Source organism: Glycomyces sp. L485, from assembly GCF_022548875.1.
Taxonomy (GTDB): domain Bacteria; phylum Actinomycetota; class Actinomycetes; order Mycobacteriales; family Micromonosporaceae; genus Glycomyces.
In genome coordinates, this window is sequence record NZ_JAKZEW010000003.1 from 68,211 (window position 1) to 87,881 (window position 19,671).

The 19,671-nt window shown below is 68.8% G+C and carries 15 protein-coding genes and 1 pseudogene; 10 read left to right on the plus strand and 6 right to left on the minus strand.

Translation table 11 applies throughout. The annotated features are described in order from the left end of the window. The first annotated feature begins 160 nt into the window (after positions 1–160). Both L0U85_RS02805 and L0U85_RS02810 read left to right on the plus strand, forming a co-directional pair. Positions 161–1,441 carry an FAD-dependent oxidoreductase gene (locus L0U85_RS02805; protein WP_241376156.1) on the plus strand — a complete coding sequence of 427 codons (1,281 nt, stop codon included), beginning with the start codon at positions 161–163 and terminating at the stop codon, positions 1,439–1,441. A gap of 191 nt (positions 1,442–1,632) precedes the next feature. Continuing rightward, complete coding sequence (locus L0U85_RS02810) at positions 1,633–2,175, plus strand: hypothetical protein (protein WP_241376157.1); 543 nt, start codon at positions 1,633–1,635, stop codon at positions 2,173–2,175. 57 nt (positions 2,176–2,232) lie between these two features. Here the strand turns inward: L0U85_RS02810 and L0U85_RS02815 are convergent, their stop codons facing one another. Continuing rightward, positions 2,233–4,914 (minus strand): bifunctional GNAT family N-acetyltransferase/acetate--CoA ligase family protein, encoded by a 2,682-nt coding sequence (locus L0U85_RS02815; protein WP_241376158.1) that lies wholly within the window; start codon positions 4,912–4,914, stop codon positions 2,233–2,235. Between the two features lie 192 nt (positions 4,915–5,106). Here L0U85_RS02815 and L0U85_RS02820 point away from each other — a divergent pair, with 192 nt between their 5' ends. Continuing rightward, entirely contained in the window at positions 5,107–5,742 is a 636-nt protein-coding gene (locus L0U85_RS02820; RefSeq protein ID WP_241376159.1) for a response regulator transcription factor, read from the plus strand. On the opposite strand, the gene L0U85_RS02825 is transcribed toward L0U85_RS02820, so the two are convergent. The 3 genes from L0U85_RS02825 to L0U85_RS02835 form a co-directional block, all read right to left on the minus strand. Then, on the minus strand, positions 5,739–6,965 hold the full coding sequence (locus tag L0U85_RS02825) for a GAF domain-containing protein (RefSeq protein ID WP_241376160.1): 1,227 nt from the start codon (positions 6,963–6,965) through the stop codon (positions 5,739–5,741). The two genes, L0U85_RS02820 and L0U85_RS02825, sit on opposite strands and share 4 nt — an antisense overlap. Before the next feature lie 86 nt (positions 6,966–7,051). Beyond that, positions 7,052–8,053, minus strand: coding sequence for a 2-hydroxyacid dehydrogenase (locus tag L0U85_RS02830; RefSeq protein ID WP_241376161.1), 1,002 nt, complete (start codon positions 8,051–8,053; stop codon positions 7,052–7,054). Between the two features lie 335 nt (positions 8,054–8,388). Further along, complete coding sequence (locus tag L0U85_RS02835) at positions 8,389–12,576, minus strand: Ig-like domain-containing protein (RefSeq protein ID WP_241376162.1); 4,188 nt, start codon at positions 12,574–12,576, stop codon at positions 8,389–8,391. Between the two features lie 308 nt (positions 12,577–12,884). On the opposite strand from L0U85_RS02835, the gene L0U85_RS02840 reads away from it, so the two are divergent. Then, entirely contained in the window at positions 12,885–13,052 is a 168-nt protein-coding gene (locus L0U85_RS02840) for a hypothetical protein (RefSeq protein ID WP_241376164.1), read from the plus strand. A gap of 70 nt (positions 13,053–13,122) precedes the next feature. Then, positions 13,123–13,344 (plus strand): hypothetical protein, encoded by a 222-nt coding sequence (locus tag L0U85_RS21060; protein WP_347177342.1) that lies wholly within the window; start codon positions 13,123–13,125, stop codon positions 13,342–13,344. Here L0U85_RS21060 and L0U85_RS02845 read toward each other — a convergent pair. Continuing rightward, positions 13,272–13,847, minus strand: a complete 576-nt coding sequence (locus L0U85_RS02845) for a DNA-3-methyladenine glycosylase I (protein WP_347177335.1) — start codon at positions 13,845–13,847, stop codon at positions 13,272–13,274. The two genes, L0U85_RS21060 and L0U85_RS02845, sit on opposite strands and share 73 nt — an antisense overlap. A gap of 206 nt (positions 13,848–14,053) precedes the next feature. On the opposite strand from L0U85_RS02845, the gene L0U85_RS02850 reads away from it, so the two are divergent. Then, positions 14,054–15,358 carry a cytochrome P450 gene (locus L0U85_RS02850; protein ID WP_241376166.1) on the plus strand — a complete coding sequence of 435 codons (1,305 nt, stop codon included), beginning with the start codon at positions 14,054–14,056 and terminating at the stop codon, positions 15,356–15,358. Positions 15,359–15,443: 85 nt separating this feature from the next. Then, positions 15,444–16,280, plus strand: coding sequence for a class I SAM-dependent methyltransferase (locus L0U85_RS02855; protein ID WP_241376168.1), 837 nt, complete (start codon positions 15,444–15,446; stop codon positions 16,278–16,280). A gap of 158 nt (positions 16,281–16,438) precedes the next feature. Here the strand turns inward: L0U85_RS02855 and L0U85_RS02860 are convergent, their stop codons facing one another. Next, complete coding sequence (locus L0U85_RS02860) at positions 16,439–16,900, minus strand: DUF296 domain-containing protein (RefSeq protein ID WP_241376169.1); 462 nt, start codon at positions 16,898–16,900, stop codon at positions 16,439–16,441. 285 nt (positions 16,901–17,185) lie between these two features. Between L0U85_RS02860 and L0U85_RS02865 the strand changes: the two are divergent. The 3 genes and pseudogenes from L0U85_RS02865 to L0U85_RS02875 all read left to right on the plus strand — a co-directional run. Next, a pseudogene (locus L0U85_RS02865) lies at positions 17,186–17,490 on the plus strand (hypothetical protein); the annotation flags it as partial. Between the two features lie 70 nt (positions 17,491–17,560). Continuing rightward, complete coding sequence (locus tag L0U85_RS02870; protein ID WP_241376171.1) at positions 17,561–17,911, plus strand: metalloregulator ArsR/SmtB family transcription factor; 351 nt, start codon at positions 17,561–17,563, stop codon at positions 17,909–17,911. After that, the gene (locus tag L0U85_RS02875; protein ID WP_241376172.1) at positions 17,908–19,632 is read left to right on the plus strand and encodes a SulP family inorganic anion transporter; all 1,725 of its coding nucleotides are present in this window, start codon (positions 17,908–17,910) and stop codon (positions 19,630–19,632) included. Before L0U85_RS02870 ends, L0U85_RS02875 begins: the two co-directional genes overlap by 4 nt. The last annotated feature ends 39 nt before the right edge of the window (positions 19,633–19,671 follow it).

Consider the following 19,671-nt stretch of genomic DNA (forward strand, 5'->3'; position numbering starts at 1 on the left):
CCCTTCCCCGCCCGGTCTTGGTTCCTGCCCGTAGTCGAGCTGCTCACGGGACTGTTGGTCGGCGCATACCGAGGTCCCGCCCTGAGGGGCGGTTGGTCACTGTCGGGGACGATGCGGCGGTGCTGATATTGGGGTGAACCGATACAGCACGGGAGGGACCATGAAAGCCACCCCAAGAGTCGTCATCGTCGGCGGGGGTTTCGCCGGCCTGGAGACTGCCTTCACGCTTCGCGGGCACCTCGGACAGAGGGTGGAGCTGGTCCTGGTCGCCGACCGGCACGACTTCCTGTTCAAACCGAACACCATCTATATCCCGTTCGGCGGCGAGGAGGCGAAGCTCCGCATCCCGCTGGAGCTGCCGGCCGGCCGCCGCGGCATCGAACTGGTGGCCGGCTCGCTGTCCCGCGTCGACACGGACGACAAGCGGATCGAACTGGTCGACGGCACCCGGGTCGACTACGACTACCTGGTGCTCGCCACCGGCTCGGCGATGCGGCCCGAAGAGATCCCGGGCCTGGCCGAACACGCCCAGGGCATCTGGACGACCGAGCAGATGCGCTCGCTCGGCGCCTCCCTGGACGAGGTCCTGACCGCCGCCCGGCAAGGGGCGCAACGGCACGTGCTGTTCCTCGTGCCTCCCGGGAACAAGTGCGCCGGCCCGCTCTACGAGATCGCGTTCATGCTGGAGACCTGGCTGCGCCGCCACCACGTGCGCGACCGCGTCTGCATCACTTTCGCGACCTTCGAGTCGACCTACGTCCAGGCGTTCGGCTCCGGCCTGGACCACGTCGTGTCCGAAGAGTTCGCCCACCGCGGCCTCAACGGCTACACCGAAGCCGTCGCCACCCGAGTCGAACCGGACCGGGTCGCCTTCGCCGACGGCACCGTGCACACCTACGACCTGCTGGTCTCCTTCGCGCCCTACGTCGCAGCCGCGGACTTCCCGAACCTGCCCACCGACGAGCGGGGATTCCTGCTCACCGACATGCTCACCCGGAGGGTCGAGGGCGTCCGGGACGTCTACGCGCCCGGCGACGCCGGCGACTTCCCCGTCAAGCAGGCGTTCCTGGCGTTCCTCCAAGCCGACGCCGTCGCCGACGACATCGCCTCCAGGGTCGACCCGGCGGCCGTGCCGAATCCCCGCCGCTTCGACCCGGTGAGCATGTGCGTCATGGAGATGTTCGACAAGGCCACGTTCGCGCAGGTGCCGCTGGAGCCGACCGGCGACCCGGCCCACCCGGTGCGCGTCCGCGACGACGCCGCGGACGACTACCTCGTCGGCGTCTCACCGATCTGGCGGCTCGGGAAGAAGGCGCTGGGGATCTATCTGCCGCAGCAGTTCAGGGCCGGCAGGCCGTTCCACGGCGGGATTCCGTGGCAGACCATGGAACTCGGCCTCAAGGGGATGTCCAAGACGCTGGCCGAGTCCATCAGAGGGTGACCGGCGATCGCGCTCCTGCGCCGCTCACCTGGGGCGGCCGCCCTCTCACGCTCTCCGGGACCTTCTCTCCACCCGCGCCCAGGACGTTCGTCCCACTGTCTCACACCATCCGACCTCTCGGTTCGCACCCGGATCCGCGGTTGACTCGAGTTGTCACCGGAAGCGGTGGCCGAACTCGAAAGGACCTTCCAATGACCACCTCTTACCAAGCCGACAACGCAGCCGCTTCGCAGCAGCCGGCGCCGCGCACACCGGCCGTCGACTACGTGTGGGCGGGGCTCCGCATCGCCCTCGGCTGGGTCTTCCTCTGGGCGTTCCTCGACAAGACCTTCGGCCTCGGCTTCGCCACCGAACGGGACGCGGCCTGGATCGACGGCGGCAGCCCGACCACCGGCTACCTGTCCTTCGCCACCAGGGGCCCGTTCGCGGACTTCTACCAGGGCCTCGCCGGCTCCACCTTCGCCGACGTGCTGTTCATGGTCGGCCTCGGCGCGATCGGCACGGCCCTCATCCTCGGCATCGGCATGCGCATCGCATCCGCCTCGGGAGCGCTCATGCTCGTGCTCATGTGGACGGCCGCGCTGGCGCCCGAGAACAACCCGTTCATGGACGACCACCTGATCTACGCGGGAATCCTCATCGGACTCGCCATGGCCGGCGCCGAGAACACCCTCGGCCTAGGCAAGGCCTGGGGCCGCCTAAGGCTGGTCCGTGCCAACCCGTGGCTCAAGTAGCAACCACGAAAGCGGGCCGCGACCTCGGCGAGGTCGCGGCCCGCTTTCGTGCGTCCTTCAGCGGAGTCGGCGTGCCACCGCGTCGGGCTCATCGCCGATACGCGCCAGCCGCAGCTTGACGTCGACGACGCGGACGCCGTCCGGACCGGCCATGATCGGGTTGAGGTCCAGTTCGGCGATCTCGGGGAAGTCCTCGGCGAGACGGCCCAGGCGGGCCAGCAGATCGGTCAGAGCCTCCAGGTCGACCGGCGCCGAGCCGCGGTGACCGGTCAGGAGCTTCGACGCCTTCAGCGACCGCCACATCGAGTCGACATCGGTGTCGGTGATAGGCAGGAGCCTGAATCCCTTGTCTCCCAGTACGTCGGTGTGCACGCCTCCGAGGCCGAACATGATCAGCGAGCCGAAGAGCGGGTCATGGGTCACCCCGGCGACCAGCTCGACACCGGCCTCGACCATCGGCTGCACGACCACCGTGCCGCCGTCGCCCTCGATGACGTCGGAGACATGTTTGAACGCCGATCGCACCTCGGCGTCATAGGTCAGGCCCAGATGGACCGCGCCCGCGTCGGACTTGTGGATCAGGCGCGTGTCATCGGCCTTGACCGCCACCGGGTAGCCCAGGGCGTGCGCTGCCCTCACCGCGTCCCGCTTCGTGTCGACCGGCTCGGTCGTGACCACCGGGATGCCGTAGCACTCCAGCAGCTCGATGGCCTCGGCCGCGAGCTTCCACCCCTCCCCCGCCGCGAGCATGCGTTCGACGGTCGCGCGTGCTCCGGCCGGGTCGATGCCGGGAAGTTCCGGACGCCGGCCGAGCGGGCGCTCGCGCCAGGCGCCGTACGCGACCGCACGGGCCAGCGCCGCCACCGCGTCCTCGGGGAAGTCGAACACCGGGATCTTGCGGTCTCCTAGCGAGGTCGGAGCGTTCGACAGGCCCATGACCACCGCGGCGGCCGGGAGGTCCGGCAGGGCGTCGAGCGCCTCTGCGATGGCGTCGAGGTTCCCGGTGATGTCGTTGGTCCGGGTCGCGGCGAACACGGCCACCAGGGCGTCGACCTCGCCGGTGTCGCCGAGGGCGGCGATCGCGTCGATGTAGGCCTCCGGTGAGGCCGCGGCGCCGAGGTCGATCGGGTTGTCCGGTGACGCCGCGTCCTCCACGGCGGCGGCCAGGCTCCGTCGGGCGCCGTCGCTGAGGGCGGGGGCGTCCAGGCCGGAGGCGGCCGCGGCGTCGACGGCGAGGACGCCCACTCCGCCGGCGTTGCCGACGACGCCTATGCGCCCGCCTTTCGGCAGCGGTTGATCGACCAGGACGCGCGCGGTGTCGATCATCGCTTCGAGGGTGTCGGTGCGGATGACGCCGGCTTGGGAGAACAAGCTGGCGACCGCGGTGTCGGAGTTCGCCGCGGCGGCGGTGTGGGAGAGCCCGGCGCGTCGGCCCGAGTCGCTGCGGCCTCCCTTGACGGCCAGGACCGGCTTGCGGCGGGCGACGGCGCGGGCGACGCGCGCGAACTTGCGCGGATTGCCGAATGATTCGAGGTAGAGGGCGACGGCTTTGCAGTCGGGGTCGTCGTACCAGTAGGAGAGCAGGTCGTTGCCGGAGACGTCGGCCTTGTTGCCCAGTGACACGAACGAGTGGACGCCGAGGCCGGTGCGGGTGGCGTGTGCGAGGGCGGCGATGCCGACCGCGCCTGACTGGGAGGCCAGCGCGAGGCCTCCGGCGACGGGTGCCTCGACCGCGAAGCTGCCTTGGAGGCGCACGTGCGAGTCGGTGTTGACGATGCCGAGGCAGTTGGGTCCGACCAGGCGCATGTGGTGGTCGCGTGCGATGCGCACGAGTTCCGCTTGGGCGGTGGTGTCGCCGGTCTCGGCGAAGCCGGAGCTGAGGATGACGGCGGCGCGGGCTCCCGCGGTCCCGGCGTCGTGGATGACGGCGGCGACCGCTGGTGCCGGGACGGCGACGATCACGAGGTCGAGCGGTCCGGGCAGGTCGCTCAGCGAGGCGTAGGCGGGCAGGCCCGCCAGTTCTGTGGAGATCGGGTGGATGGGGTAGATCGGGCCGTTGAAGCCGCCGTCGATGATGGAGAGCAGCACCTCGTGGCCGACGCCGCGACCGGAGCGGCTGGCGCCGACGATCGCGACCGAGCGGGGTTCGAGCAGTGGGCGCAGTGAGTGTCGCTCGGCGGCGCGCTCGCGTCCTGCTATGTCTTCGGCGAGCGCTTCGTCGAGGTCCGCGGTGAGCAGGAGGTCGACGACGCCGTCTTGGAACGGCATGGCGGTTCCGGGGGCGAGGCTCTTGGCGAGACGCAGCATGGGCGTGTTTCCGGCGAGGATCTGTCCGGACAGTTCTTTGACGCCTTCTGAGGCGGCGATGCCGGCGAGGTGTTCGAGCATGAGTGTGCCGATGCCGCGGTGCTGGTGGCCGGGCACGACGATGAGGCCGAGCTCGGCGCGTTCGGGCCTCTCGGGGTATCGCTCGAAGGAGGCGGCCCCGACGGGGATGCCGTCGTCGACCGCGACGATGGCGGCGCCATCGCCGGAGGTGTTGAGCCCGACCAGGCGGCCGACTTCGGAGCTGACTATGCCCGACCCGGTTGCGAAGAAGCGTTGGCGCAGGTCGGATGCGGTGCAGTCGTCGTGCATGGCGAGCAGTGCGGGGACGTCGTCTGCGGTGGTCCGTCGGAGGCGGACGATGCGGCCGTCTGCGGCGAGCGCGTCGACGGGGCGGACGTTTCGGTCGGTCATGATCGCTCCTTGCGGTTCAGTGTTCCCTTCACGATCGGTCGTGCGGCGAGGGTCGAGACAGAGTCGAACGCCGTCGGCTGCGGGGACGTTGGTCCCGGTGGGGACGGGCGGGACCAACGTCCCTTGCGGGGCGGACCTGTGCCGGGTGGCATCGGCCGAGTCCTGGCCGATACTTGAGTGATGAATCGAGATGTGATCAGGGTGTTCTTGCTGGACGACCACGAGGTCGTCAGGCGTGGGCTGTGCGAGATGTTGGAGCGCGAGGGCGATATCGAGGTCGTCGGCGAGGCGGCCGGGGTCGCCGAGGCGCTGCGTCGCGTTCCCGCGAGCCGACCGGATGTGCTGGTGGTCGACGCGCGTTTGCCCGACGGCGAAGGTGTCGAGGTGTGCCGCCAGGTCCGTGCCGCGGACGAATCGATCGCCGTGCTGGTGCTGACCTCGTATGAGGACGATGCGACCCTGTTCGCCGCGATCAAGGCGGGTGCGGCGGGGTTCTTGCTCAAGCAGGTCCGCGGCACGGATCTGGTCGATGCGGTCCGAAAGGTGGCTTCGGGCGCTTCTCTGCTCGATCCGCGGGTCACGGGTGCGGTGTTGGAGCGGTTGCGTTCCGGTCCGCAGCGTTCACCGGAGTTGGAGGCGCTGACCGAGCAGGAGCGGAGGATCCTGGAGTTGATCGGTGAGGGCATGACGAACCGGGAGATCGCCGAGCAGATGCATCTGGCGGAGAAGACCGTCAAGAACTACGTGACGCGCATTCTCGCCAAGCTCGGCCTCAAGCGCCGCACGCAGGCTGCGGTGTTGGCGACGAGGCTGTTCGGTGCCCGCTAGAGCGGAATGCACCAGCGCAGTTCGGTGCCGGTCGGTTCGGCGTCGCCGAAGGTGAAGGTACCGCCCAGGGACTCGGCTCGGGAAGCGAGGTTGGCCAGTCCTCTGCGCGGTGCCGTGGGCGGGATGCCGCAGCCGTCGTCGACGACGGTGACCGTGAGGTCCTGCGTGGAGACGGAGACGGTGACCGTGACGTGCTTGGCCTGGGCGTGGCGTGCCACGTTGCTGAGCGCTTCGCGCAGCATCGCGAGGACCTCGATGCGCACCGGTTCGGAGACGCCGCTGTCGACGGGGCCTTGGAATTTCACGTCGGGGGCGAAGCCGAGCTGGTGGCGCACCACGCTGATCAGGCCGCGGACAGTCGTCGAGAGCTGCTGTTCGGTGTCGGTGTGGAGGCTGAAGATCGCTGCTCGGAGGTCGGAGATGGCGCCGTCGATCTCGTCGACGGCGGTGTTGATCCGATCGGTGGCTTCGGGGGTGTCGACGAGGTGGATGACGCTTTGCAGTTGCAGGCCGGTGGCGAACAGCCGCTGGATGACCAGGTCGTGGAGGTCGCGGCCGATCCGGTCGCGGTCGCGGAAGATCAGGAGTCGTTCCCGGTCGGCTTGCGAGGCGGCCAGTTCGTTGTACAGCCGGGCGTTGTCGATGGCGACGCCGGCGGCGGCCGCGAGCGCCTGGATGATGGCCTCGTCGTCGGCGGTGAACTGGCCGCCGCCCTGCTTCTCGGTGAGGTACAGGTTGCCCCAGGCTTTGTCGCGGACTCTGATGGGGACGCCGAGGAAGGTCCGCATCGGCGGATGGCCCGGCGGGAATCCGACTGAGGCCGGGTGGCTGCCGAGGTCGGCCAGGCGCATCGGTTCGGGCACGTCGATGATGTGCCCCAGAATTCCCCGTCCGGCGGGCGGTTCGCCGAGTGCGGCGACTTCGTCGTCGGTGAGTCCGTGGGTGCGGAAGTCGGCCAGGCCGCCGGAGTCGTCGAGGACGCCCAGCGCCCCGTATCGGGCGTCGACGAGTGTGCATGCGGCGACGACGATGCGGTCGAGGATGGCCGCCAGTTCGAGGTCGGACCCGATGCCGATGACGGCGTCGAGCAGGGCGCGGAGCCGCTCGCGGTCCATTACGATCTCGTCGACGCGTGAGCTGAGATCGGCGAGCAGTTCGTCGATGGGGACATGCGGTCGAGGCGAACCGGGTCCGGGTGGTTCGGGTTCGGGCGTCGGGGACATGCGTCGATGGTATCGGGTGTGATTGGGATGTTCAGTCCTGGAAGCCGGGAAATGTCACCGCGTACACGGCGCTGAGGATGTGGAGCTCAGAGGTCGTCGAGGGTGACCAGGTTCGGTCCCGCCGCGCCGTCTTGGAACGCGGTCAGGTTGGCGATCGTCGTCGCCGCGATGTTCTCGAGCGCCTCGGCGGTGAAGAACGCCTGGTGGCCGGTGATGAGCACGTTCGGGAAGGTGGCCAGTCGGGCGAAGACGTCGTCGTCGATCACACGGTCGGAGAGGTCTTCGAAGAACAGGTCGACCTCTTCCTCGTAGACGTCCAGCCCGAGGTAGCCGATTCTGCCGCTCTTGAGGCCGTCGATGACGGCGGACGTGTCGATGAGCGCGCCGCGGCTGGTGTTGACCAGCATGGCGCCCGGCCGCATCAGGTCGATCCGCTCCCGGTCGATGAGGTGGAACGTCTCCGGTGTGAGCGGGCAGTGCAGCGCGATGATGTGCGACTGCGCGAGCAGATCCTCGAGCGAGGTGTACTCGGCTCCGGCGTCGCGGGCCGCCTGGGCGGGGTACGGGTCGTAGGCGAGCACTCTGCATCCGAATCCGGTCATGATCCGCGTGAAGCACTGGCCGATCTTCCCGGTGCCGATCACGCCTACCGTGCGGCCGTGCAGGTCGAAGCCGAGCAGGCCGCTGAGCGCGAAGTTGTGCTCGCGGACCCGGTTGTAGGCGCGGTGGACTTTCCGGTTGAGCGACAGGATGAGCGCGGCGCAGTGCTCGGCGACCGAGTAGGGCGAGTAGCCGGGCACTCGGGCGACGGTCAGGCCGAGCCGGGCTGCGGCCCTCAGGTCGACGTGGTTGAACCCGGCCGAGCGCAGCGCGATCAGCCGCACCCCGCGCTGCGCCAGCTCGGTGAGCACGTCGGCGCTCAGGTCGTCGTTCACGAACGCGCACACCGCTTCGCACCCCGAGGCCAGCGCGGCGGTGTCGCGGTTGAGCCTCGGTTCCAGGAACACCAGCTCGTGGGCGGGGCCCTGGTTGGCCTCCCGGAGGAACGCCTCGTCGTAGGACTTGGTGCTGAACACGGCCACGCGCATGCTTGAACCTTTCTGACGGTTGGTGTCGGAGACCGGCGGCGCGGATCCGCCTCGGTCCAAGTCTTCTCGTCACCGCTTCGGCACGACAGGGACGAAGGTCCGTGACTCTCGCATCCTGCCTCAGAGTTGCTCCCGAATTCGGGGGCTTGGCCGGATGTCCGCACGGTCAGGCCGCGATCTCGCGGCCGGCCGGGTGCGGGCCTCGAGCACGATCGCGGTGGGGAGCACGTCGACGGCGGCCGCCCGACATGATCGAGCGGGCCCGGGCCTCCTGACAATCCGAGGGCGGCGCGTCGTTCGCGCAGCGATGGAGGACGAGGTACACACCTCCGACTTCAGTCGGATTTCACTTGACCAAGACTTTCTCCTTGTGCTGGTTGGAGTTGACTGGATTCGACGGTGACGACTGCTTCGGCGGTGAGGGAGGTCCCGTCGATGGCGCCGTTCACGGTGAAGGCGCCTGGTTCGGCGTACGAGGACGGGTCGATGTCGTCCCAGTTCACGGTCGTTGTGACGTTGTCCTTGGAACCGTCGTTGTAGACGGCGGTGACGGTGGCGGGCATCTGCGGTGCGCTGCCTGCCACAGTGGTCACCTGTTCGGTCTCCAGCGCGGTGATCTCGACGTCGGCATGGAGCCTGACGTGGACGGTGGCGCTCGCTCGGAGACCGAGGCCGGTCACGAGGCCGTTCACCGCGATGCTCGTGGCCGGCTCGGCGGCGTCGTCCTCGGTGAGTTCCTCCCAGACGACGGGGAGATCGAGGCGGGTGCCGTCGGCGTAGACGCCGGTGACGGTGGCAGGCAGGTCGGGCACGACGCCGGCGACGGTGGACTGGTGGACGTGCCGCACCGACTCCGGCGCCTCGGCGAGGACCTTCCATTCGAGGATGCCGACCGACGCCGCGTCACTCTGCAGGACCGCCCGCACGGCGGTGGTGGTGACCGGGTCGAAGTCGACGGCGTTGTACTGGTCGACCTCGACTCCGTAGGCGCCGTGGGCGTTCACGTCGACCCACTGGCCGCCGTCGAGATGCTGCATCCTCCATTCGCCCGGGACGCGAATGCCGTCCCCGTCGTCGAGGAAGTACGTCTCGGCCCCGCCGATGCGCACCGGTTCGTCCCAGTCGAGCTGGACCCACTGCTCGCCCTCCTCGGGCCAGGTGCCCCAGCGGTCGTTCTGAGCGTCATCGGAGCTGGGCGGGTCGATGCCGTCGTTGATCGCCGAGACGTCCTCCCATGACGAGGTATAGGACGCCGAAGGCTCGGCGGTGAGTGCCACGTTGGTCCGCCCGTCGGATCCGGCGACGGCGACGGTGACCGTCGAGGCGGTTTCGAGTTCGCCGTCGGACGCGGTGAGCCGGAGCGTGTACTCGCCGGGGGCGGTGAAGGTGGCGACGGTGGTCGCGTCGGCGGCATCTTCGAAGATGACCGAGCCGGGCCCGTCGATCACCGACCAACCGCCGGCCAGTTCGCCGGACAGCGGCAGACCGTCGTCCTTGACCGTGCCGGTGAGCCTGGCCTGCATGGGACTGCGGTAGGACGGGTCGTGGCGGGCCACGACGTACGGCGCGATGTTCTCCGCCGCCGGGGCGCCTTCCCGGGTGCGGAATGCCTGGAACTCCTTGAGACCGGTCGTGTGCCCGGACTGGTGGTCCATGACCACGCGGAGCCGGTCGGTGACGACCTCGTCGAATTCGACCTTGTTGTAGTTCGCGCGTGGCACGGCCGGATCCTTGGCCTGGCCCGGGACGGTGGCCCATTCTGCGCCGTCGTGGTACTGGACTTGGTAGGTCGCCGGTTCGAGCTGGCCCTCGGGGGTGCGGTCGCGGTAGAAGTACAGACGTACCTCGTCGACGTGCTCGGCCTCACCGAAGTCCACTTCGTACCAGTCGGAGTCGTTGCCCGAACCGCCACTGCCCCAGTATGGTTCGTTGATCGTGGTGCCGTCGACAGCGCCTCCGACGCTGGTGCCGTCGGCGGTGTGCGAGGCCGAGGCCGCCGCGCCTTCGGCGAGGTTCTCGGCGTCACCGGTCAGGTCGGCGCCGGCCTTGGCGAACACGTCGACGACGCGGCCGTAGTGCTCGACGTCGATCGGTTCCGACAGGCCCTGCATGGCGCGGCTGCAGAGGACATGGCCTCCGCCGCTCAGTTCCACCTCGCCGGTGTCGGGATCCCAGACGGCGGGGACGAGGCTGTCGACGGCGAAGGCCAGGTCGCCGTCGATGAACACCGAATAGCCCTCGGGCACGCCGGGGTAGTGATCGACGCCGTCGCCCGGCTCGTCCCAGGTGATGGTCAGGTCCGAGTCGCGGTAGCGCAGGTGGTTGACGGTGAAGTGGTCCCAGCCGACGTCGATCGGCGAGAGCTCCACGGCGTCGTCGCCCCTCGGGCGCAGGCCCATCGCGTCCTCGACGACGGTCCAGATGTTGGATCCGAGGGTGGTGTGGTGGATCCACGAGCGGTAGTCGATGTGCTGGTCCTCGGGGTTCCAGTCGGCCCAGAACTCGTTGGCGTCGGGCCAGGCGGTGTCGCCGTCGATGTAGGTGGCCCAGGCGTTCCAGTACAGGAGCTTCTTGTAGTCCTCGGAGGTGATGGCGTCGGTGTCGTAGTCGCGCAGCACCGAGGAGAACAGCCTGAACTGGACGGTGGAGTTGATCTGGGAGAAGTTGTTCGAGCCCGGGATGCCCTGCTCGGCCGCTTCGGCCTTGTCGGCCTGGTTGGCGGTGTAGAACGGGAACAGCGGGTACTCCTCGGGGTCGGCGAACAGGCGCAGCGCCTCGGTGTAGGGCTCTTCGTTCGGGATGGCTCCCACCGAGAACGGGTAGTAGTTGTTGATCTCCTTCCACGGCNTTTTTAATGATACGGCGACCACCGAGAACGGGTAGTAGTTGTTGATCTCCTTCCACGGCACGTGGTCGCCGGAGTCCACGTGGACGTGCTCGAACAGCTGCGAGTCGGGGTTCCACAGCACGTCGGTGAGGGCGTCTTGGATATTGCCCGCGATGTCGCGCATCTCGTCGGCCTTGGCGCTCTCGCCGAGCAGTTCGTAGGCCTCGGCGGCGGCGACGGCGCCCGAGTACTGGTAGGCCGATTCGGCTCGGTCGAGGTTGCCGTCCCTCCAGTGAAAGGAGACCGCGTCCGCGTCGTTGCCGGTCATCGCGCCCCAGTCGTACTCGATGAGCCAGTTGTCGTTCGTGTCGAACGTCTCCAACTGGCCCTTGACGTCGCCTTCGGCGTAGCGGGCGAGGTTCTCGACGATGGGAGCCTGGCCGCCGTGGACCTGGTAGCTGCGCCAGGCGGCCTCGGCGATGTACTGGGTGTAGGAGTTCGACCAGTTCTCGGGGTCGCCGGGGTTGTCCATGAAGCGCCCGCCGCGCGAGCTCTCGCCGGTGGAGACCCACGGGCCGTACGAGTAGGCGGGGTCCCGGAGGTACTTGAGGTCGTCGATGAACATGGGGACCGTCAGGGCGATGGCGTTGTTGTAGCCGGTGACGCCCTCGATGGAGGTGGGGAACTGGAAGTCGTTGCCGGGGATGTCCGCGTCGATGTAGTTGTAGCGCATCAGCCACCAGCGGTAGTAGATGAACTTCTTCATCTCCTCGTCCGGGACGTCGAAGTAGGGCAGGTTCTCGGCCCACCAGGCGTTGTACGTTCGGACGTGCTCGGCGAAGGCGTCCTCGGGCGCGGCGTCGCGGTAGGCGTCGTATTCCTCGGCGGACTCGGGGATCTCGTCGGCGATCATGCCGAGCTGGACCTTGAAAGCGGCCGACTCGCCCGGCTGAAGGTCGAGCTCGCCGATCAGGGCACCGTCCCGCGGGGACAGGCCGGTACCGGACAGGCGCGGAAAGACGGTGGTCAGGCGTTCGTCCCAGGAGTTCTGGACATCGAGGACGCCGGTGAGCTCGTCTCCGTCGGCCTGCCAGGCGAGGTCGGATTCGACGCGCAGCGGGAGGGCCGCGGCGTCGCCCGCGTTGGTGACGGTCACGTTGGCGACGGCGACGTTGTCATGGGTGATGAACTTGTCGACCTCGGCTGTCAGGTCGCCGCTGGTGTGGACGCTGCTCCAATGGCTGGGAGTCTGGCGGCGTTCGTCGACGACCTCGGAGAAATCGTGGTCGCCGATGGTGATGGTGAAGCCGTCGGCGTTGCTCGTGCGGTCGAAGAATGGGTCGTAGTACGCCAGCCGGCCGCCGAAGCCGATGACCTCGGGGTCGTGGACGCGCATGAGCAGGGCCCGGCCGCGGGTCATGAGCCACTGGTCCCCGGCGGGGTCATCGCCCTCGCGGGCCAGGAGGCGGTCCATCCAGAAGTCTGTGCCGTCGTCCTCGGCCGCGTACATGGCCGGCATCATTCCGTCCACTGTGTATTCGACAGGCTCGTCGGGGACGGCGTCGCCGCCGGTGAAGACGGGGTAGCCGATGGCCTGCTGTGCCGTCGCCGGCGTCGCCGCGGCGACGAGCCCGGTGGCGAAGACGAGGGCGGCTGCGGTCGCGATGAGTCGGGTGGACGGATGACGTTGCGTCAATGCGTGCCTCCGTGATGTCGGATGGTAGGTCGGGTGGGGCCGAAAGAGTTTCAGATCTGCGGCTGATGAAATATTATGACCCTTTAGAGACCATTGTCAATGCATCACTATGTATGTATCTGTTCCGTCACCGATAGGCAAATTTGTCCGCCGAGACACCGGTCGGCAGATTTTCCACCGGTCGACTGGAGGCGACACCTCGGCGCGGCACAGCTGGCACCGGCAAGGACGCGAGGAAGACGCGATGGCCAGACCGGACGGTTCGCGCAGCGACCGCACCGCGACGCTGTCCGATGTGGCGAAACCGCGTGACCGGCGCGATGGCCGTGCTGGAGGAGGCCGACTCGGAGCCGGTCGGCCACACCTCGACGGGGGGAATCCTCCTGGACCGCCACTGCGAGATCAACGCCGTGCTGTGCGGCGGCGACCAAGTGGCCCGGGGCTCGACACCCTGCGGGAGCGCGGCAGGTCAGTGACCGAAGACGTCGCCGTGATGGGCTGGGAGGCGTCGCCACCGGTTCGCGCCCCGAGTTGACCAGCATGGACATGAAACTCGAGGAGCTCGGCAGGCCCGCCGTCAGGGCGCTGTTCGACGCGATCGACGACGAGCGCGATCGGGGCGTGCAGACCATGCCGTGCCGGGTCGCCATCCGGGGTTCGACCGCTCCGTTGCGCTCACCGGCGTTCCCGACCGATCAGGGCCCCACGGCCACATGGCAGTCGACCACATGGTCGTCGACCATGCCGATGGCCTGCATCATCGCGTAGGCCGTCGTGGGCCCCACGAATGTGAAGCCGCGCCGCTTCAGCTCTTTCGACAGGGCCGTCGACTCCGGGGTCACCGCCGGGATCTCGCCCGTCGTCTTCGGTCGTTCGCGCCCGGCGGGCGCGAACGACCAGATCAGCTCCGTCAGACCGCCGTCGAGCGCCTGCGCCGCCCGGGCGTTGGCGATCGTCGCGAGGATCTTCGCGCGGTTTCGGATGATGCCGGCGTCGCCGAGCAGCCGCCCCACATCGTCGTCGCCGTAGGCCGCCACCTCGTCGATCCGGAAGCCGTCGAACGCGGCGCGGAACGAGACCCTGCGCCGCAAGATCGTGAGCCAGGACAGCCCCGACTGGAACGCCTCCAGACTGATCCGCTCGAACAGCTCGTCGTCGCCGCGCAGGGGCCTGCCCCACTCGCCGTCGTGGTACTCGCGGTAGAGCTCCGGTTCGGCACCCCACGAGCAGCGCGCCAAGCCGTCCTCCCCGACGATCACACTCTCTGCCACATCCGTCTCCTTCCAGCAGATCCGAGCATAGGTCCGGCCCCTGACGCTTCCGGACGCCGACCGTCCTCATGGTTGCGCGACCCGCGCGACAGTGGTTACGATTCGAACACATTCGGCGAACCCCAACCGCCGATGAGCTCTGGCCAAGTTGATCCCCACCGGCAGCTCACGTCGACGAGGACCAAAGCAATCCTTTGAGGTGACATATGAATACGAGCACGTCGATCCCGATCCTCTCGGGAGCCCGCCCGCTGGTCGGGCACGCAGTCGAGCTCACGCGCGATCCGCTCGGGCTCTTCAGGCGCGGTCATCGCGAGCACGGCTCCATGTTCCGGCTCCGGCTGCCGATGAAGGACACCGTGGTCCTGCTCGGCAGCGAGCACAACGATCTCACCTTCGCCGAGACCGACCGCAAGCTGTCGATCCGCACCGCCTACCCCTTCTTCCTGCGGATGTTCAGTCCCGACTTCTACTTCTTCGCACCCTACGACGAGTACAAGCGCCAGCGCCAGGTCGTGCTGCCCCGCTTCCAGGGACGCCAGCTCGACACCTACGTCGAGGTCATGGAGAACGAGGCGAAGTCGTTCAAGGACGGGCTCGGCGACTCTGGCGTGTTCACGATCCCCGACGATTTCGGACCCCTGATCATGCGCGTCGCGGCGCACGCGTTCCTCGGGGAGCGCTTCGCCCACACCACGACCGACTGGTTCGCGGAGTTCCGCCGGTTCTCCGAGGGCGCCGACTTCGTCACCCCCGGCTGGCTGCCGGCGCCCCACCTGCTGCGCAGCCGCGCCGCAGGGCGCCGCATCCGCGAGCGGCTCCAGGACATCGTCGACCGGCGCCGCGAAGAGCCCGGCGACGGCGAGGACTTCCTGGACTCCTTCGTCAAGGCCGAATACGACGACGGATCGCCGGTGCCCGACGACATCCTCATCCACCTGATCATCATGCTGGTGTGGGCAGGGCACGAGACCACCACCGGGCAGATCGCATGGGGCCTGATCGACCTGCTGCGGCATCCCGCCGAGCTCGAGAGAGTGCGCGCGGAGCTCAGCCACCTCCCGGAGGTCATGAACGCCAAGGACGTCAGGCGGCTGGCGCATCTGGACCGCTGCCTGCACGAGTCCGAACGGCTCCACCCGGTAGCGCCGATGACGGTCCGCAGCGCCGTCGAGCCGATGGAGGTCGACGGGCACGAGATTCCGGCCGGGTCGATGGTCATGCTCTCCCCTGCGATGACGCACCGGCTCCCAGAGGAGTTCCCCGAGCCGGACGCCTACAGGCCCGACCGCTACGTCGACGAGCCCGACCAGTTGCGGCGACTCATCGGCTTCGGCGGCGGCCTCCACCGGTGTCTGGGCATGCGGTTCGCCTACCTCGAGATGACGGTGGTGCTGGCGCGGCTGCTCCAGGACTACGACTTCGAGCTGCTCGCTCCGGACCCGCAGCCCGTCACCGGCCAGGGCGCCAAGTGGCCGGAGCCGACGAAGGTGGCCTACCTGCGGCGCTGAGGAAGGTGCCGATCCGAAGGAAGGACGCGGGAATCGCCGCGTAAATCGGTTGTCACGGTGGCAGCTGTCGGTCCACGATCACGACATGACTGCCTCCCGAGAGCAATGGGCCGAGTGGATCGATACGAACCGAACGATGTGGGACGAGCGCGTGCCGATCCACGCGGCCAGCGAATTCTACGACCAGGACGCGTTTCGCAACGGCCGGGACGAGATCAGGGACTTCGAGGCCGCCGAGGTCGGCGACGTCAGCGGCAAGCGCCTGTTGCACCTGCAATGCCACATGGGGCAGGACACGCTGTCGTGGTCGAGGCGCGGCGCCGCGAAGGTGGTCGGCCTCGACTTCTCCGAGCCCGCGGTAGAGGTGGCACGCGGGCTCGCGGCCGAGATCGGCCTCGGGCCCGACCGCGCCGAGTTCGTGGTGGCGGACGTGTACGAGGCGGCCTCGGCCGTTCCCGACGAGGACTACGACATCGTTTACACCGGCATCGGCGCACTGGACTGGCTCCCCGACATCCGGCGCTGGGCCGAAACGGCCGCGCAGCTGGTCGCGCCGGGCGGGTTCCTGTACGTCTCGGAGTTCCACCCGTTCACGCATGTGCTCGGCTGGGCCGGCGGCACCGTCGTCGAGAACGACTACTTCAACCGGGACGCGCAAATCGGCGACAGTCCCGGGACCTATACCGACTTCGAGGCGCCGACCGTCAACAATCGCAGTTTCGAGCGGGAACACACGCTCGGCGACATCGTCACCGCGATCGCGGCCGCCGGGCTGCGGATCGACTTCCTCCACGAGTTCGACATGACGCTGTTCCAGCGGTATCAGGAGCTCGTACGACACGACGACGGCTACTTCAGAGCGAAGGAGGGGCAGCCGCGGTTGCCGCTCATGTTCTCGCTCAAGGCGTCCCAGCCGTGCTGACCGGTCTCAGTGGAGAACGACCACGCCTGTGTCCCCGAGCAGTGGGAGTGACCGGCGGTTGCCGGACTTGATCGGCTCGGCCGACTCCGGATCCGGGTGGACGACATGCAGCGCGGTCTAATCGTCTTCCGCCCCATTCTCATCGGTCGCGACGTACGTCAGTCTTCGAAGCTGAGGACGGGCACGTCGTACAGGGCGTGGTTCTTGACGCGTCGGGCCTGCGGGGCGGTCACCTCGACGATGATCATCTCGGTGAGGAACTGCACGGTGGCGCCGAGCAGGTGACTCGTGTATCCGACGGCACCGTGCTGTCTGGTGCCGACGCTGAGGTGGATGTGTGGCCAGACTGCCTGTGAGGACTCGTCCCAGGCGATGCTTCCCGCGCCGACCGCTTCGAGATTGGTGAGGTGTACGGCCGACCACACGGGGGCGGCGGGGTCCTCGGGCTTCTCGCAGGTGCCCGCGAGCTCGGCCTCCGAGAGGCCGGCCAAGAACAGCGGAATGTATCCCTGGCGGATGCCGGCCTCCTCACAGGCCGATCGCAGGGCCTTGAAGAAGTCCTCGCCATGCTCGAAGGTGACGGCGAGGGTTCTGCCGATGTCCAGGGGTTCGAGCTTCAATGGACGCTCCCTTCCGGCTGGGAGGGCGCGAACCGGATCCGGGCACGCCTCGTCCCGAACGGTGGGGACCCGTGCACTTGCCCGGCTGTCGACCACCGCATGCCGGTACTCGTAATTCGGTGTCGCCCAAGCATACTTCACCGTCACCGACGGTGAATCCACTCAGGATTCAACTGATGGGGGACCAGCGCCGGTCCGGGTCGATCAGTTGTTGGAGCAGCTCGTCCCGGGAGTGACAAGGGCGCGCTCGACGCGGCCGGATCCAGGCGCTCTCCGGGGCCACCGATGGCGGCGCTGCGCCGAGGCCGCACGAGCTTCGTGATCGCCTGTCGCCTCTCGACGATCCGGGACGCCGACGTCATCGTCGTCATCGAGCACGGCCAGGTGGTGGAGCAGGGCGGCCAGGGGGAACCACTGAGGCCGGAGGCCGCCTGTACGCCGCCCAGTTCGCCGAGCCGGCAGTCGAGGAGCGGGAAGGGGCCCCGCCGGTTGGACAAGACCGGCCAGATGAAACGCGCCCGAGCCGTCGAGGACGGCTCAGGCCGCGCCGCATGCTCCGCCAGGATCGTGGCCGACGCCTCATTTCATGAAGCCGCCTGATATCAATGACTTGAAGAAGTATTCAATTAGTCAAACAAGCGATCGGGTTGGGAGACCTTCATGGCGGTGCCGCTGTACCAGGCGAAGGCCGAGTTCTTCCGGATGCTGGGCCATCCGGTGCGCATCCGCGTACTCGAACTGCTCGGAGAGGGCCCCAAACCAGTCCGCGAGCTGCTCGCCGACATCGGCGTGGAGGCCTCCAGCCTGTCCCAGCAGCTCGCGGTGCTCCGCCGCGCCGGAATCGTCACCTCGGCGAGGGAGGGATCGACCGTCACCTACGCCCTCGCCGGCCCAGACGTGGCCGACCTGATGCGCGCCGCACGGCGCATCCTCACCGAGATGCTCGCCGGCCAGGCCGAACTGCTCGACGAGCTCCGCGAGACAGACACCGCCGCGGCGGCCGAAGCGTGAGCGCCCGCATCACGGCTCGCGCCTCCTGGCACCGCCTCCGCCGCCTGCTGCCCGGCCGCGATGACCTGGCGACGATTCGCCGCTCACCGGGACGCGACCTGCTCGCCGGGCTGACCGTCGCGGTCGTCGCGCTCCCGCTCGCTCTCGGATTCGGCGTCGCCTCCGGGCTCGGCGCCGCCGCCGGGCTCGCCACCGCCGTCGTCGCCGGAGCCCTCGCCGCGATCTTCGGCGGCTCCGACTTCCAGGTGTCCGGACCGACCGGCGCGATGACGGTCGTCCTGGTCCCCATCGTCGCCCAATACGGCCCCGGCGGCGTCCTCACCGTCGGCCTCATGGCCGGCCTGATCCTCATCGCGCTCGCGCTGGCCAGGGCCGGGCGCTATGTCCGCTACATCCCCGCCCCGGTCGTCGAGGGCTTCACCGTCGGCATCGCCGCGGTGATCTTCCTCCAGCAGGTCCCGGCCGCGCTCGGCGTGAACACGCCTGAGGGCGAGAAGGTCGCCCTGATCGCATGGCGAGCCCTCGGCGACTACTTCGCCGACCCCGACTGGCCCGCCTTGACCCTCGCCGGGGGCGTCGCCGCCGTGATGCTCGTCGGGGCGCGCCTGCGCCCCCAGATCCCGTTCTCGCTCTTGGCGGTCGCCGCCGCGACCGCCGCGGCGGTCCTCGCTCGCCTGGAGACGCCCGCCATCGGCGCTCTGCCCTCGACCCTGCCCGCCCCGTCGCTGGCGTTCCTCGACCCCGCCGCGATCCCGGGACTGGCCGGAGCCGCCGTCGCAGTGGCCGCGCTGGCGGCGCTCGAATCACTGCTGTCGGCCACTGTGGCCGACGGCATGACCGTCGGATCCCGGCACGACCCCGACCGGGAACTGTTCGGCCAGGGCCTGGCCAATATCGCCGCGCCCCTGTTCGGCGGGGTCCCCGCCACCGCCGCCATCGCCCGCACCGCAGTCAACGTGCGTTCCGGCGCCGCCTCCCGGCTCGCCGCGCTCACCCACGCGCTCGTCTTGGCGCTCATCATGCTCGCCGCCGCGCCTCTGGTCGCCCACATCCCGCTCGCCGCGCTCGCCGGGGTGCTGCTGGCCACCGCGGTCCGCATGATCGAGGTCGGCTCGGTCAAGGTCCTGGCCAGGGCCTCTCGCTCGGACGCGATCATCATGGCCCTCACCGCGGCCGTCACCATCGCGATCGATCTGGTGTGGGCGGTCATCTGCGGTCTGATCGTGGCCGGCGCCTTCGCGCTGAGCAAGATCGCGGCGTCGGCCCGCATCGAGACGGTTCCACTCGCCGAGGGCGATCACCACTTGGCCGAGCAAGCGCTGCTGACCGAGCACATCGTCGCCTACCGCATCGACGGCCCGCTGTTCTTCGCCGCCGCCCACCGGTTCCTGCTCACCCTCACCGAGACCGCCGACGTCCGCATCGTCATTCTGCGCCTCTCCCGCATCAGCGCGATCGACGCCACCGGCGCGCTGGTCCTGCGCGACGCCGTCGAACGCCTCGAACACCGCGGCATCGCCGTGTACCTGTCGGGGATGCGGCCCGAACACGCCAAGGCGTTCGCCGCGGTCGACCTCCTCGACCGGTTCCATGAGGCTCGCAACGTCTTCGAGTCCACTCCCGAGGCGATCTCGGCCGCACGCGGGCACCTCGCCGCCATCGGGGTGATCCCCCCTGCGAATTGCGAACCCGGCCCCCGCGCAGGCGTCGCCGAGACCTGAGCGACGCCCGGGCACGACGACGCGGCCTGGGCCGTGTCC